The organism is Rickettsia tillamookensis, assembly GCF_016743795.2.
GTDB lineage: Bacteria > Pseudomonadota > Alphaproteobacteria > Rickettsiales > Rickettsiaceae > Rickettsia > Rickettsia tillamookensis.
On record NZ_CP060138.2, the window covers coordinates 878,835 to 894,262 of the forward strand.

A 15,428-nucleotide genomic window follows, 5' to 3' on the forward strand; every position below is an offset into this window, starting at 1 on the left:
ATTCCTGCTTTCGCAGGAATGACAACCGAGTTGGATATGACATAGAACCATGAATATCAAAGATATAGGGGTAATAATTGCTAAAAAACCTTTGAAAGAAAATACATTTATTATTACGGTTTTTACTAAAAATCACGGTTTATATTCGGGAGTTGTAAAAGAATCTTCTAAAAAAAGCAAATTTATATATCAAGAAGGAAATATTGTAGATTTTCTTTGGCAGGCAAGACTACACGAACATATCGGCATGGCTAAATGTGAACTCATCAAATCTTACACCGGTTATTTTATCATAAATAAAGCTAAATTATATGCCTTTAATTCCGTTATATCTTTAATCAAAGAGTTATTTCATGAAAGAGAAGAACATTCTAATTTTTTCTCCGTGCTAGTAAATTATCTGGATAGTTTATCAAAGAGTTTTTGTTTCCGTGATTATATTAATTTTGAGCTAGCTTTACTTGCCGAGACCGGCTATAAGCTTGATCTTACACAATGCGGCGTGAGTCATGTTACGACTGATTTAACTTATGTATCCCCTAAATCAGCTAGAGCACTATCATATGAAGTAGGGAAACCCTACAAAGATAAATTATTGATTTTACCAAAATTTTTACTATCAGAGAATAGTGAGATTACATTAGAAGAAAAAAGACAAGCTTTAACCCTAACAAACTATTTTTTTAATAGATATTTATTTCATAATAATAGACAAGTTGAAGCACACCAAATTTTTATGGAATTTACTATAAATAATTCTTAAAGATTCTATATTTTTACTTTTATTTTTCTTATTTGATCATATACTTATTTAAGTAATCACTTAAATAAGTATATGACATGACTAGATTAAGCATAGATATACCAAACGAATTACATCACTTTCTTAAAGTTCATACTGCACATAAAAACGATACTATTATGAATTTTGTAAGAGAAGCGATATATCATAAAATAGAACAGGAAAAAGAATTAAATGCAGAATCAATAAAAATATTAGAAGAATCAGCAAAAGATTTAAATATTAATAAATATTCTTCATATAAAGAAATGTATAAAAAGCTTAATTTAATATGATTCTGCAAACTTCTGGTATTTTATTCTATGTCATTCCCACGAAAGCGGGAATCCAGTTGAGTAAAGCTTCTTAAAAGCTTTACTCAAAAAGAAAACAATATAATAAAAAGACTTTTTTAGCCTAGATTCCTGTTTTCGCAGGAATGACATAAGAGATTTTTCAAAAATTTTCCGGTACACTACACATGTACCGGCACCCATAGTGACTTATTTAAATAATAATCTATGAAAATACTAGCATTTGACACAGCCAATAATACTGCATCGGTAGCAATATCTGAAAATGAGAATATTCTGGCATATATAGAAGAATTACGTCCTTCTATGCAAGCAGAAAATCTAATGCCAATGATAGAAGACGTGATAAAATCAGCTAAATGTTCATATGATGATTTAGATTATTTAGCGGTAACTAACGGACCCGGTAGCTTTACCGGCATTAGAATAGGACTTGCTAGTGCTAAAGGTATATTATTTGCCAAGGAAAATATTAAAGCAGTAGCAGTTAGCAATTTTGAATATGCCTACTTTAGAGCTATAACTCAAGTTAAAGACTATGATAAAATATATGTCTTTTTAAATGCTTATCGCTCACAGCTTTATATGCAAGTTTTTCATAAATCAGAAGAAATAGAAGAGCCGTTATTGATAGATTTCGAGTATGCTATAAAACTACTTGCAAATGAGAAAGGTAATATAGTTTGCTGCGGTAGTGGACTTGAATTTATACATCACCAAATTATACATTTACCGAATATAATAACCTTGCCACGTTTTGCACGAGTTAAAGCATGGGTTATTTGTAGATATATTGCTAATAGATTATCGAGCGGTATGAAGTTAAATAGCTCTATCGAACCGCTTTATATACGCCCGCCTGATGCTAAAATAGCAATAAATTATGTCGCTCCTACTCCTAGTTAAAAGCAACCTTGTTGCATGGCTCAGTTTTTTTGTCATCCCGTGGACAAGCCGGCGTTGTTGCATGGCTCAGTCTTGCCTTTGTCATCCCGTGATTTATTCACGGGATCTAGTTAAAAATACTAATATTATTAGTATTTTTAGTTGTTTTACTGGATACCGTGGACAAGCCACGGTATGACACCCAGTAGGTTTTTTGATCCATGCAACAAAACTGCTAAAAACAGGAATCCATTTTTTGTCTACCATAAGATAGGTTGACATAAGAGCTTTATTATAAATATACTACATCATCACTTTCATAATCAAAGAATCCAAAATCATTACCTGATAACTTCGTAGTAAAATCACTATTAGAGAACCCTACTTGATTGCCTGATACTTCTATTTCATCTTCATAATCAGAGAACCCGGAATCACTATCAGATACTTCATCTGATTCTTGCTTTGCACACTTCTTGTTATATATAAGGGTTATTATTTGTTGAATTAACGATCCTGATAAACTATGACTATCAACAATTCTTTCTAAATCCTCATCCGAAGTATTATTAATTAATTTTGCCAATTTTTCATATGTAATCTTAATTTTATCTAATTCACTATCAGGCGTATTTATAATTTCTTCTAATAATTGTTGATTTTCAAGCTGCTCTACAACCTCTGCACCATGAATTAAGATCATTATTTGTTTAAATTTTTCTTCAGGTAATAAAGATGATATCTCTGACAATGTCTTTGATAAGTTTTGATCTGATATACTATCAACGATTCTTTCTAAATCTTCATCTAAGGCGATATTAATTATCACTGCTAATTTATCATTTGGAATACTATCAATTATTCTTTCTAAACTTTCATCTGAAGTATTATGAATTAATTCTGCTAATTTTTTGGTCTTAATTTTATCCAATTCATTTTCAGAAATATTTAAAATTTCTTCTAATAATTGCTGTTTTTCAAGCTGCTCTACAATTTCTTCATCGTCCATTAAGGTTGGTATTTGTGTAATTTTTTCAAAAGGAAGCAAAGGCAATATCTTTGGTAAGTTAATATTAATGATTCTTACTATACTTTCATCTGAGGCGTGAGAAATTATTGTTGCTAGCTTATCATTTGAAATATTACTTATGATTCTTACTAAATTTTTATTTGGAATAATATCAAGCTTTTCTGCAAATTTTTCTTCTCCTGCTAAAATAATTATATTTTCAATCCATTCATCAGAAATATCCTCATTTGATAATTTTTTTAGTTCCTGCTCGGTAAGTTCTTCTAAAGAAAGATTATTAGGATTTTCATTAAATAATTTATCCAACTTACCTTGTGTAATTAAATCTATTACTTTTTCAAGATGCCAAGGCAAAATATAATTAACTAATTTTTGTGCTTGCTCATCGGAAATATTATTAATTAATTTTGCCAATTTTTCATATGTCATCTTTTCAAAAACTTCATCTAATTCATTTTCAGAAATGTTTAAAATTTCTTCTACTAACTCATTATCAGAAAGAGTTTCAAGTTGATCTAAGAGATTAAATGTTTCTTCAGCTTTATTATTTAAATAAGAAAAAACTTTATTACTCACAAGATTAAAAGTTTCAGCAACTTTAGAAGAAAGAATACTAGATGTATTTTTTATAATATTAAAACTCTTTACTCCAAAATCATAAACTGTTTTTAATGATGAACTAAATGTACTGAAAAAGCCTTTACTTTCAGTTGTGTTAGTTATGCTTGCAGGTGTACCGATTATATTATCAGCCTCATTCATAATATCAGTATATTTGATTTGAGAGATGCCTAGCGTATCTTTATACCCCCAAATTTTTAATTCTTCATTTGAACGATAATTAAATTCATCGTTAGCAAGATAAGAAACTGGCTTTGGAGAAATATTATGTGGGATTAAATTTTGTAACTTATTAAAAATTGATATTATTGCCATAATTCTTCCTCATTTCTTATTATAATAATCAGCGTTGCATTATAATAGAAATTATAAGGAGGTCAAGGTAAAGGCTAATAATTATTAACTTTTTATTATATTTTACTTAAAATTGATTAATTTACCAAAGAGGGATGTTCTACTAAATATCTTTTGCACGAAAGCAGAGTATTGTTGCGTGGACCGGTAAAACCCACTTGTCACCTAGTTCGCTTGACCATGGGGTCCATAAAAACAATAAAAAATACTAATAATTTTAGTATTTTTAACTGGATCCCGTGGTCAAGCCACGGGATGACAGAGCTAAAACTGATCCACGCAACAATGCCACGTGAGTACCGCAGTACTTGTAGGATGACGTAGCCAATTTTTGAAGTTAATTTTCGTATATACTCAAATGATTTCAATAATTGAATTTTATTTTGAAAGGTGAGCACCCGCAGCCTATACTTAATAGGTGAGGATGCGAATCCTTGATAAAATGAAATAGCAATTCTTGAAAGCAGCAGAGTATATTATAATTGTCTCTGTTCTTGAACTAGCTCAAAAACTTCAACTGTGTCTCCTTCTCTAATATCTTCGTAATTTTCAAATGCTATACCACACTCATATCCTTCTCTAACTTCTTTAACTTCATCTTTAAAGCGTTTTAAAGTTTTGAGTTTTCCTTCATGAATGACTACATTATCACGTAATAAGCGTACGCCCGCTCCTTTCTTAATAATACCTCTAGTAACGTAACTACCGGCAATTTTCCCGATTTTGGTAATATTAAATATTTGTCTGATTTCTACGCTTCCGATATATTGCTCTCTAACGATCGGATCAAGCATACCGCTCATAATGGCTTTTACGTCATCAATTAAATTATATATTATACTATAATATCTAATATCGACTTTTTCTTTTTCTGCGGCAGTTAAAGCATTTGCCCCTGCTCTAACGTTAAAGCCGACAATAATAGCTGAAGAAGCATGTGCAAGAGATACATCGGATTCCGTTATCGGACCTACGCCGCTATGAAGTATACGAAGCTTTATTTCATCACTCGGTAATTTTAATAAGCTACCTGAAATAGCTTCAACCGACCCTTGGACATCACCTTTAATAATTAAAGGTAATTCCTTAATTTTACTATTACCGGAAGCTTTTAAAAACAAATCCTCTAAACTTGAACGCGGTGCAATAGATATTTTCTTTTCTTTAGCAAGACGCATTCTATATTCGGCTATATCTTTTGCTTGTTTCTCGTTTTGTACTACGTTAAATTTATCGCCGGCAAAAGGTACTTCGTTTAAACCTTGAATTTCTACAGGAACAGACGGTGTTGCTTCCACTATTTCTAGCCCCTTATCATTAGTCATCTTTTTAACTTTACCGTAAGAGCTACCTGCTATTATAATATCACCGTTTCTTAAAGTACCTCGCTGAACTAATATAGTGGTTAGCGTTCCTCTTCCTTTTTCGATTTTTGACTCGATTACAACACCGGCAGCCGAACCGAAAGGACTTGCTTTTAAATCCTGCATTTCTGCAATTAATAAAATTGCTTCTTCAAGTTTATCTAAGTTAATTTTCTTTAGTGCCGAGATAGGAATAACCATAACGTCACCACCTGCCTCTTCGCCTATAATTTCGTGGACATATAATTCGTTCTTTACACGCTCAATATCAATATCAGGCTTATCAATCTTATTAATAGCTACAATTATAGGAACGCCCGCTGCTTTCGCATGATTAATTGCCTCAACCGTTTGCGTTTTGATTCCATCATCTGCTGCGACCACTATAATAACTATATCTGTTACTTTAGCACCTCTTGATCGCATTTCCGAAAAAGCCTCGTGACCCGGAGTATCAATAAAAGTAATCGCTCTACCGTCTGCAAGAGTTACTCTATAAGCCCCGATATGCTGGGTAATCCCTCCAGTTTCACTTGCAGCAATATCCGTAGATTTAAGAGCGTCAAGTAATGATGTTTTACCGTGATCTACATGCCCCATTACTGTAACAACCGGAGCACGCATTCTCAAATCTTCAACCTTATCATCACTAATTAAAACATTTTCAACATCCGATTCTTGAACTCTTTTTACCGTATGTCCTAAATTTGTTGCAACTAGTTCCGCCGTATCGGCATCTATTGTTTGGCTGGCATTTGCAAGAATACCGAGCTTCATTAATTCTTTAATTACATCTGCTACTCTTTCAGACATAGCATTTGCAAGATCACCGACTCCGATAACTTCCGGTATCGTCACTTCTCTATATACTTTCTCAGGTGCTTGTGATACTAATTTACGCTTTTCTTTTTCTCTAGCTCTTTTTATAGAAGCAAGACTTCTAGTTCTACCGCTTCTGCTTTCGTCGTCGCCAAGCATATTGAAAAGATCGGCTTTTTTGAATTTTTTCGGCTCTTCTAGCTTAATTTTTGGTGCGACTACTTTATTATCTGCTGTTTTATCTAATTCTTTCTCTGATTCTATACCGTAACGTGTTCGCATTCCTACTAAAGGAGACTTTACAAAAGTTTCTTCTTTCTTTTTAGATATTTGTGACAGTGTATCTTCATCACCTTGAACGATTTTAGCACTAACTTCTACTTTATTTTCTTCAGTGTTTTGCTGTTTTTGTTCAACTTCAGTTTCTAGCGTTTCTATTTTTGAGTTAACAGATTGGTTAATACTTGCAAGTTTACTTAAAGTGCTTATTTGTGAAGGGTCATTTAATTTAGATTGCTCAGCAGCTTTTTTAAGAATAGATAAACGTCTGTTAAATTCTTCCTTATTAGCATCAATAACAGTTTGATCTAAGCTATTTCTTTCTTTATTTAATGAAAGGGTAGTAGTACTACCGGTAGAGCTTTTTCTAACTTCTACTAGCGTTTTAGATTTAGCATTAACAAAGCTTTGAGCTCCTGTAAGAGAGTCAAAAGACTTATTAAGCGATAATTTTGAATTGCCAAGTGTCAACTTTTTGGGTTTGATTTCCTGGTTATCCGTCATATTTAAAAACCTTTGTGTTTCTGTTTTTTTCGTCATTAGTAAGCTGTGGATACCAAAGTCGTCATTGCGAGCAGCCATAAGCTACGTGGCAATCTCATCAAATATTCTGAGATTGCTTAGTCAATTACTTACGTAATTTCCTCGCAATGACAGAAAAACTGACCCCCACACCATCCTCTAACTATCCTTTAATTCACTATGCTGTCTAGCAGTTTTAATCAGTAATTTAATATTTTCGTCCGTTATATTAGAATTTGGAGCTAAATTTTTAAATTCATTTACGCTCATCTCTCCTAAATCTTCTATGGTCTTTATACCATATTCGGCAAATTTTAATATTAATTCAAGCGGTAATTCTAATATATCTATTAATTCTTGCTCAACTCCTAGATCCTCTAGCTTTTTGATAATCTTTTCATTCTTAAGGTCGACGTAATTAATAGCTCGATTTTTGATCTCTACTGCAAGTTCTTCCTCAAAGCCTTCGATTCTTGTTAAAGTACTAATCTCACTACTAGCAATTTGTTCTACTGAATTAAATCCCGTTACTGATAAAAGCTGACCTATAACCTCTTCAACATCTAAAGCTTCCATAAATAATTCTGTAGAATTTACGAATTCTTCATTTCTCCTTGTTGATTCTTGCTCTTCAGTCATTATATCGATATTCCAACCTGTAAGCTTAGAAGCTAAACGAACATTCTGCCCTCTTCTACCTATTGCAATACTTTGATTTTCTTGCGAAACTACTACTTCTACCTTATGCCTATCCTCATCAATCAAAATTTTTGTAATTTCCCCGGGTGCAAGCGGTGCAAGAGCATTAACTATAAACTGTGCAAGATCATTACTCCATAATACTATATCAATTTTCTCTCCGTTTAACTCATTTGTTACGGCTTTTACTCTATTACCTCTAATACCTACGCATGAGCCTACGGGATCTATACTACTATCCGAAGCAAATACCGCTATTTTTGCTTTTGAACCGGGATCACGTGCTACTGATTTTATTTGAATAATATCTTCAAGAATTTCAGGTACTTCTAGCTTAAATAGCTTAACCAGCATTTGGTTATCTACTCTAGACAAGAAAATCTGCGGTCCTTTTGTTTCTTGCCTTACATCCTGTACATATGCTTTTATACGATCATTAGGTTTAAAATTCTCACCCTTAATTAATTGATCTTTTTTTATTATTGCTTCAGCACGACTCAAGTCAACTATTATATCACCGTATTCTATTCTCTTAACTATCCCGTTTATAATTTCGCCTTTTCTATCTTTAAAGTCATGATATTGCTTTTCACGTTCAGCTTCTATAACACGTTGAGTTATAACTTGTTTTGCAGCTTGAGCCGATACTCTAGCATGATCAATAGGCGGTAAATATTCATATATCTCATCACCGATTTTAGCTTCCGGATTCTTTATTAAAGCTTCTTCAAGTGAGATTTGCGTTAAGTAATCTTCTACATCTTCTACTATTTTTAATATCCTTAAAAGATTTATCTCACCGGTTTTCCTATTTATCTGAGCTTTAATATTATATTCATTACCGTATTTTTTTCGTCCTGCTACTTGTACCGCTTGTTCAACCGTTGAAATCAAAATTTCTTTTGATATTCCTTTCTCACGAGCTACAGAATCTATAATCTGTAAAATTTCTACATTACCTATATTAGACATACATTATCTCTTATTGCTTTAGGTTCTTGCGTACAATTTCTAAAAAGATTTAATTTTGGTTATTTTTTTAAAATACCTCAAAATAGCCAATCAATTAGAAACTTTCACAGAACCTAGTAATTTTTTAAATACTTCTTCAGTTAAAACTAGATTAGCATTTTTAATTAAATCATAATCAATTAGTACTTCTTGTTCTTCACATTTTAAATATATTTTATTATTTTCGGCTTTAATTATTTTACCCTGATAACGAGTTTTGCCGTTCAATAATTCTTTAAGTTTGATTTTAACTTCTCTTCCTAAAAATCTATTATAATTTTCAAACTTTACTAACGGACGTTCAAGACCGCTTGATGCTACCTCTAAAGAATATGCATCTTCTATTAAATCTTCAACATCTAGAATAGCGGAGATAGTCCTACTTGCTTTAGTACAATCTTCCACAGATATTTTTTCACCGTTTAAGCTATCAATTAATATCTCGACTACTTTAGGGTTAACCCCTTTAAACTTAACAAGGACTAACTCAAATCCCATATCCGTCAAGGATTCTTCTATTACGTTTGTTATTTGTTGTTCAATAGTTTGCATATTTGACGTTTATAACAAAAAAGGTGGGATAAACCCACCTATCTATAATTTTTATAATGCTTATCCGTAACGAAAATACACTAATTAGAATATATAAGCAATATTTAACTTTATATTTTTGTAAAACTACATATTTATAAATGGGCAAATACTTGATAACCCCTCTTGTCCGCTTAGAGATGGATCATAGTCTCCTCCTGATGAACAAAATTCTTCTATATGAATCTGAGTATACATAACCCCCATTTTCTCTTCTAATATATGTTGCACATGATTGTTAAAAGAATGAGGACCGCAAATTTCATAGATTTCGCCTTTTAACATGCCTAATAAAAATTCTTCAGCTATTCTACCGGTATGATAATGTATATTATCGTTCTCATTAATATTATTATAACTATCTTGAGTATAAAATTTATCATAGTGAATTTCAGTATCGCATATTGCTGCAATATCAGTTAATTTTTTTACAGCTGCATCTAATTGAAATGTGTCACTGTTTTTATTTTTAGTAGAGTGAATAATGTGAATAACGGCGGGAAGCTTAACATTTTCTTCATTTGTTATACTATTAATTCTAGAAATAGAATGACTTTCTCCCGACCCGCCGCTTATAAGAACAAGATCTTTATTGTTTTCTATACCCGATTCAATATACGAAGGATGTACTTTTACCAGCTGATTTTCAGAATCAAATAGATAATTTGTTACAGTTCCATTAGGATTTTTCTTTATTAGACATTCATAATAATAACCTTCTTCATCATGACCGGTTTTTATAACTGTAAATTCACTGTATTTTTCTCCTACTTTAACAGTAATAACCTGCCCATGTTTATGCGGTATTACTTTTTGTTCATTTTGTCTATAAAATTTTATTTTTGCTGTATTTTTATCAGCACTTTCTATTTCAATTTTTATTTTATGACTTTCAAAACTCTCTATATTATACTTTTCTTTTAATTCATCATATTGCTTCTTTTCAGCACCTACAAAATGCTTTCCTACTATATTTAATATTTCCGTTACCAGCTTGTTACCCTCATCTACATTTGATATAAGCACTTCAGCAACAGGTTGATATAACTCTGAAGGAATATTACGCCCTACATGTATACCGACAATTTTTGATACCGCATTTTTAAATTTATGATCATTCTCTAATGCTGATTGGATTACTTCTAAAAGATCTACTTCATCTGTTTCACTATATGAACTTAAAACCTTTAGAATACTACTGCCGGTAAGATTTAAAAAATTTTTCATTGCATTTGGCTGTATTCCTTTCTCAGGTTTTTCAGTATTAAAACTATTACTATTAAAAAATTCATTTACCACTGCTTCATATTTAGTTGCTAAATTTCCATAAAAATTTAAAGATTTAGTAATATCAAAATTCTTAAATAGCTCAGCAGCTTTTCTTATTTCTTTCACTATAGTTGTTCTAGACATAATAACTCCTTTTTTAATAATATAAATTTGAAACTTGTATAATATGTATTTAAAATACATATTATAGTAACTAGACTTATATAGACGTTTTTTTGTATATTCAAGGTAAAAATAAATAAAATTTTTATGCAGTTAACAAGTTTTACTGACTACGGATTACGTAGCCTTATATATCTTGCTTCAAAACCGGAAAGAGTTTGTAGTGTAAAAGAGATATCAGAGTACTATAGTATTTCCCTTAATCATTTGGTAAAAGTGATCCACAGATTAGCACAATTAGGATATATTAATAGTAGTAAAGGAAAAGGAGGAGGAATTAAGCTAGCATTTAGCCCTTCTTCCATGAAATTGGGAGATATAATAGAAAAATTAGAACCTAATATGGATATAGTAGAATGTTTCAATAAAAATACTAATAGCTGTAGAATTACAAATTCATGCCAATTTAAACATTTTATTAAAGAGGCAAGTGAAGCATTTATAAAAACATTGAATAATTATACATTAGAAGATGCAATGATTACTAAAACAATTCAAATTAAGGATAAAAAATAACCGTTTTTCTTTTTCCGCATATTAAAAACTCCTTATTCCCTTTAGCTCCTAGTATTGGACTTTCTATTATACCGAATATTTTAAAATTATGCTCTTTTTCAAGCCAATCTTTGATCTTATCGCATACTTTTTGATGTAAGAGAGGATTTTTAATAATTCCCCCCTGCTCTACTTCATGCTTTTCGACCTCAAACTGCGGTTTTATTAAAGCAATAAGCATGCAATCTTCTTTAGCTAAATTTAGTGAAGTCGGTAATATAGTAGTTAAACTAATAAAGCTGGCATCACAAACAATTAAATCAGGCTTCATTGTTATTTGCTTATCGGTTAAATATCGTGCATTAGTCTTCTCAAGCACTTTAATTTGTGGATTGTCCCGTAATTTAGGATGAAGTTCGCCATAACCGACATCTACGGCAAAAATTAATTTTGCTTTACGCTCAAGTAACATTTCGGTAAAACCGCCGGTGCTACTACCTATATCAATACAAACTAAATTTTCAGGATCAATTTTAAAATAATCCAAAGCAGCAATTAATTTTAATGCACCTCTTGAAACATAGTTATGCTTCGGTAGCTTTACCTTGATATCGTTGTCATTTATATTAACCTGTATCCCAGGCTTAATTAACTGCTCATGCTTATTATGTACTTTACCTTGGATAATCAAGCTTCGTGCTATAGTAATATCTGTTACAAAACCTTTTTGCAGCAAATATTCATCAAGCCTTATTTTGGTCATAATAATAAACTAAAGCTCTCAAACCCTAACTAATATATGTCTTTTTTTGCCGGCAGAGAGTTTTATAACATTTTTATCAAGTAGGAAAGTAGTATTAATTATCATATTCTCATCTGTAACTAGCTCATCATTTATTTTAGCACCATTCCCTCTTATAAGTTTGCGTGCTTCTGATTTAGAGCTAGCAAGACCTGCTTCATGAAATAACTCATACGCATTAATACCAGCTTGCAATACTTCCTGCTCTAAAACAACGGTAGGTAAATTTTCATCGATTTGCCCTTCTTCAAATATCTTTACCGCAGTTTCTAGGGCTGATTTTGCTGCCTGCTCTGAATGACAAAGCTTAGTTAGCTCATAAGCAAGCTGTTTTTTAGCTGCATTAATATCTTCAGCCGCTAAACTCTCAAATTTTGTAAATTCTTCACGAGTTAACTCGCTATATAATTTAGCGAATCTAATTACGTCGGCATCTTCACAATTACGCCAATATTGGTAATAATCATACGGGCTTAGCAAATCTTCATTAAGCCATACTGCTCCCGCCGCAGTTTTACCCATTTTAGCACCGGAAGCGGTCGTAAGTAGTGGCGTCGTCATACCGAATACTTCTTTACCGCTTATTTTACGAGTTAAATCCGCTCCCATTACGATATTGCCCCACTGATCGCTACCGCCAAGTTGCAAGCTGCAATTATAATGCTTACTTAAATAGTAAAAATCATAGGCTTGCAACAACATATAGTTAAACTCTAAAAAGCTTAAATGCTGCTCACGCTCAAGCCTTAGTTTGACCGAATCCATAGTTAGCATACGGTTGATCGAAAAATGAACGCCAAAATCTCTTAGGAAATCTAGATAATTGAGCGAATCTAACCATTCTGCATTATCAAGCATTATAGCATCACTTTCACCATCACCGAATTTGATAAATTTTGACAATGACTTTTTTATACCTTCAGCATTTTTAGCTATATTCTCTTTCGTCAAAGCTTTACGGGCTTCATCTTTACCTGAAGGGTCACCGATTTTACTTGTACCGCCGCCGATAATTACAATAGGCTTATGCCCATGTTGCTGAAGTAAACGCAATATCATTATCTGCATTAAACTACCTATGTGAAGCGATGTAGCAGTACAATCAAAGCCTATATAAGCGGCTATTTTTGTTTCTTTCGTTATAGCAGTTAATTGATCCAAATCGGTACATTGATGGAAATATCCTTTGTTTATAAATTCTTCTATAAAACTCATATATTATTTCTTATTTTTTAAAAATTCTTCTTGTTTTTTTTGTTAGTCATTTTCCTTACATGTATTTTTGCAGCTTTTTGCAATAAATCTATTTCACTTTTATCATCAATTTCTTGCTGCTTTTCAAAATTATCTTCAATATCTTGTTCATAAGGATCTAGTTTGATACTCATAATACAGCCATTTTCAATATTTAGTTTATTATAAAGCATGTAAAGACTTTGTCTATAGTTGATATATTAGATTATCCTGCGGATGGTTCTAAATGGGTACATTGGATTTTATGAAAGAAATTTATTTAATCTATTTTTAGTTCTCTTTGCATCATAGGAAGTAAAATATAAATAAAAACAGGTAATAAAGCAAATTTAAGCAAAAGTGTAAAATTAAATAATATTGCTGGATTTTTTATTATAGGAAAAGTTTTATAAAAAAAGAATAACATCGTGAAACTAATAATTATCCCTATAGTTTTTTGAGCATTATTTAAGGTCAAATCAGAATTATATTTAAAGCAAATATATATGATACCATAACTTGCTAAAGTGCCTATCGGTAATAAAAGCAGTAAAGGGAAAGAATCAGCTTTCCATAAAAAGAAACATATACCTATCACAAAAGCCAATATACAATAATAAGATTTAGCACTATTTTCCCATCTACTTATTTGTGCTTGCATAAAATTACTTCTATAAACTAAAACAATTAATACTCCAAAAATCATACCGCCTATAACATCATATATACTATGTACTCCAAGATATAGGCGTGAAAGCATAATATTAATAATCATTGCGATAGATATTATTTTTAACGTTTTTGAATTAAATGACAAAAATATTATCATAAAGAAAACAGTAGCTACCTGTACATCCCCACTAGGAAAACCAAATGATCCATCGTTAATAGGTAACATATGTAATGTACTAGGCGGGCGAGGAATAGAAAAAGTCTTTTTAATAATAACATTCAATAATGTTGCAAATGATATAAGCCAGCCTAAATCTAAAAATAATCTATTCCTTGGATTTAACCAATAGGCAATCGCAATAATTGTAATGTAAAAATAATCACTAGCGAAAAAAGGAAATATTTTAAACCAGCTAGTTAACATTTCGCTTCTAAAACTTAATATCCATTCAGGCTCTAGTGTAAATAACGTCATTGCTTAAGGCTTATGGTTAAGTGGTATAGAAAAATTCTATCTCCAAAAAAATATCATATATATATTTCTTTTCTTTTAAAAGCGGTATTACATCCTCTTTTTAAAATAAGTTTAGAATTAATAAAAGTTTCTTATATAGTAAATAAATTATTAACAATATAGAGTATCTTGAAAGTAACAGTTTAATATTTCTAACTAATATTTTAACTTAACTTAATTTTAATTAACTTGTTTGACTTGATAAATAATGGTTTAATACAATAACAGTCATTAAATATAGGGGATTTATGTCAATAGAAGATAAACACATTCTAAACAAGCCAACACGTAAGTGGAAAGAAACCAAAAAAGATTCGAAAAAGCCTTCTAAATCTCCTTTAAATCAACCAACAAAAAATTTAGCAGAACTAAAACCGTATAAAAGCTCTATTGAAACAGCTGTAGGTAGACAACCAACACCGGAACAAGAGCCAAACAAACCGCATCAAGGTTATGCAAGCTCTATTGAAACACCTGAAGTACCGGTCCCCCAAACAAAGCCTATTTCAACCAAACCTCCACAAGTCGTTGCAAAAAACTTAAATTTTGCTAGCAAGAATCCCGTTACGGCTATAGCACAAAAATTAATAAACAAATTTACGACAGGCAACCAACCAATACATAAAACTAGACAATCCCCTACTCCATCAGCTAGCCCTACTAATAAATCAACTGGCAAAGGCCAGGGTAATAGTAGATAAAATTTTTATTTTCTTATCCGATGTCATACCATGACTAATGTTGCCTGCGTGGATTAGTTTTCCGTCATTGCGAGCAGGCATTGTTGCGTGGATCAAAATCCCCTGTCATCCCGCGACTTGATCGCAGGATCCAGTTAAAAATACTAATTTATTAGTATTTTTATTTGTTTTACTGGATACCGTGGACAAGCCACGGTATGACAGCCAGCAGGTTTTCCGAGCCATGCAACAACGTCAATACCTCCTCGCAATGACGATTTGGCATCCATGCAATAAGCTCTTGCCCGTC

General features: G+C 31.7%; 12 protein-coding genes and 3 pseudogenes. 5 read left to right on the forward strand and 10 right to left on the reverse strand.

The genetic code is table 11. The features are described from left to right. The first annotated feature begins 49 nt into the window (after positions 1-49). The 3 genes from recO (at position 50) to tsaB (ending at position 2,001) form a co-directional block, all read left to right on the forward strand. Positions 50-763 (forward strand): DNA repair protein RecO, encoded by a 714-nt coding sequence (recO, locus tag H6P87_RS04315; protein WP_202068514.1) that lies wholly within the window; start codon positions 50-52, stop codon positions 761-763. Positions 764-840: 77 nt separating this feature from the next. Continuing rightward, positions 841-1,077, forward strand: coding sequence for a hypothetical protein (locus H6P87_RS04320; protein ID WP_202068516.1), 237 nt, complete (start codon positions 841-843; stop codon positions 1,075-1,077). A 225-nt stretch (positions 1,078-1,302) separates the two neighbouring features. Beyond that, positions 1,303-2,001 (forward strand): tRNA (adenosine(37)-N6)-threonylcarbamoyltransferase complex dimerization subunit type 1 TsaB, encoded by a 699-nt coding sequence (tsaB, locus tag H6P87_RS04325; RefSeq protein WP_202068523.1) that lies wholly within the window; start codon positions 1,303-1,305, stop codon positions 1,999-2,001. A gap of 109 nt (positions 2,002-2,110) precedes the next feature. Here tsaB and H6P87_RS07545 read toward each other — a convergent pair. The 6 genes and pseudogenes from H6P87_RS07545 to H6P87_RS04350 form a co-directional block, all read right to left on the reverse strand. Further along, positions 2,111-2,207, reverse strand: a pseudogene (locus H6P87_RS07545) (permease); the annotation flags it as partial. A 755-nt stretch (positions 2,208-2,962) separates the two neighbouring features. Beyond that, positions 2,963-3,946 (reverse strand): annotated as a pseudogene (locus tag H6P87_RS04330) (hypothetical protein); the annotation flags it as partial. 515 nt (positions 3,947-4,461) lie between these two features. Further along, on the reverse strand, positions 4,462-6,951 hold the full coding sequence (infB, locus tag H6P87_RS04335; RefSeq protein WP_202070123.1) for a translation initiation factor IF-2: 2,490 nt from the start codon (positions 6,949-6,951) through the stop codon (positions 4,462-4,464). Positions 6,952-7,128: 177 nt separating this feature from the next. Then, positions 7,129-8,640 (reverse strand): transcription termination factor NusA, encoded by a 1,512-nt coding sequence (gene nusA / locus H6P87_RS04340; RefSeq protein ID WP_202068525.1) that lies wholly within the window; start codon positions 8,638-8,640, stop codon positions 7,129-7,131. 90 nt (positions 8,641-8,730) lie between these two features. Beyond that, complete coding sequence (gene rimP / locus H6P87_RS04345) at positions 8,731-9,231, reverse strand: ribosome maturation factor RimP (protein WP_045813160.1); 501 nt, start codon at positions 9,229-9,231, stop codon at positions 8,731-8,733. A gap of 126 nt (positions 9,232-9,357) precedes the next feature. Then, positions 9,358-10,683: a hypothetical protein gene (locus H6P87_RS04350; RefSeq protein ID WP_246437745.1), complete on the reverse strand. Its 1,326-nt coding sequence runs from the start codon at positions 10,681-10,683 to the stop codon at positions 9,358-9,360. A gap of 126 nt (positions 10,684-10,809) precedes the next feature. Here H6P87_RS04350 and H6P87_RS04355 point away from each other — a divergent pair, with 126 nt between their 5' ends. After that, positions 10,810-11,238, forward strand: a complete 429-nt coding sequence (locus tag H6P87_RS04355; protein ID WP_202068527.1) for an Rrf2 family transcriptional regulator — start codon at positions 10,810-10,812, stop codon at positions 11,236-11,238. Here H6P87_RS04355 and H6P87_RS04360 read toward each other — a convergent pair. From H6P87_RS04360 to H6P87_RS04375, 4 genes and pseudogenes are all read right to left on the reverse strand, one after another. Continuing rightward, positions 11,222-11,980 (reverse strand): TlyA family RNA methyltransferase, encoded by a 759-nt coding sequence (locus H6P87_RS04360; protein ID WP_202068533.1) that lies wholly within the window; start codon positions 11,978-11,980, stop codon positions 11,222-11,224. The two genes, H6P87_RS04355 and H6P87_RS04360, sit on opposite strands and share 17 nt — an antisense overlap. Before the next feature lie 18 nt (positions 11,981-11,998). Beyond that, positions 11,999-13,234 (reverse strand): tyrosine--tRNA ligase, encoded by a 1,236-nt coding sequence (gene tyrS / locus H6P87_RS04365; protein WP_202068535.1) that lies wholly within the window; start codon positions 13,232-13,234, stop codon positions 11,999-12,001. A 50-nt stretch (positions 13,235-13,284) separates the two neighbouring features. Next, positions 13,285-13,407: pseudogene (locus H6P87_RS04370) on the reverse strand (CopG family antitoxin); the annotation flags it as partial. Between the two features lie 125 nt (positions 13,408-13,532). Further along, positions 13,533-14,399: a phosphatase PAP2 family protein gene (locus tag H6P87_RS04375; RefSeq protein ID WP_202068542.1), complete on the reverse strand. Its 867-nt coding sequence runs from the start codon at positions 14,397-14,399 to the stop codon at positions 13,533-13,535. A 287-nt stretch (positions 14,400-14,686) separates the two neighbouring features. On the opposite strand from H6P87_RS04375, the gene H6P87_RS04380 reads away from it, so the two are divergent. Continuing rightward, the gene (locus tag H6P87_RS04380; RefSeq protein ID WP_246437747.1) at positions 14,687-15,139 is read left to right on the forward strand and encodes a hypothetical protein; all 453 of its coding nucleotides are present in this window, start codon (positions 14,687-14,689) and stop codon (positions 15,137-15,139) included. Positions 15,140-15,428 lie beyond the last annotated feature (289 nt).

Bases quoted from the DNA above. Each gene is read 5' to 3' on its own strand.
- H6P87_RS04355 (WP_202068527.1), top strand. From the start codon at position 10,810: ATGCAGTTAACAAGTTTTACTGACTACGGATTACGTAGCCTTATATAT.
- H6P87_RS04375 (WP_202068542.1), bottom strand. From the start codon at position 14,399: ATGACGTTATTTACACTAGAGCCTGAATGGATATTAAGTTTTAGAAGC.
- recO (WP_202068514.1), top strand. From the start codon at position 50: ATGAATATCAAAGATATAGGGGTAATAATTGCTAAAAAACCTTTGAAA.
- H6P87_RS04380 (WP_246437747.1), top strand. From the start codon at position 14,687: ATGTCAATAGAAGATAAACACATTCTAAACAAGCCAACACGTAAGTGG.
- H6P87_RS04320 (WP_202068516.1), top strand. From the start codon at position 841: ATGACTAGATTAAGCATAGATATACCAAACGAATTACATCACTTTCTT.
- tyrS (WP_202068535.1), bottom strand. From the start codon at position 13,234: ATGAGTTTTATAGAAGAATTTATAAACAAAGGATATTTCCATCAATGT.
- infB (WP_202070123.1), bottom strand. From the start codon at position 6,951: ATGACGGATAACCAGGAAATCAAACCCAAAAAGTTGACACTTGGCAAT.
- nusA (WP_202068525.1), bottom strand. From the start codon at position 8,640: ATGTCTAATATAGGTAATGTAGAAATTTTACAGATTATAGATTCTGTA.
- H6P87_RS04360 (WP_202068533.1), bottom strand. From the start codon at position 11,980: ATGACCAAAATAAGGCTTGATGAATATTTGCTGCAAAAAGGTTTTGTA.
- tsaB (WP_202068523.1), top strand. From the start codon at position 1,303: ATGAAAATACTAGCATTTGACACAGCCAATAATACTGCATCGGTAGCA.
- rimP (WP_045813160.1), bottom strand. From the start codon at position 9,231: ATGCAAACTATTGAACAACAAATAACAAACGTAATAGAAGAATCCTTG.
- H6P87_RS04350 (WP_246437745.1), bottom strand. From the start codon at position 10,683: ATGTCTAGAACAACTATAGTGAAAGAAATAAGAAAAGCTGCTGAGCTA.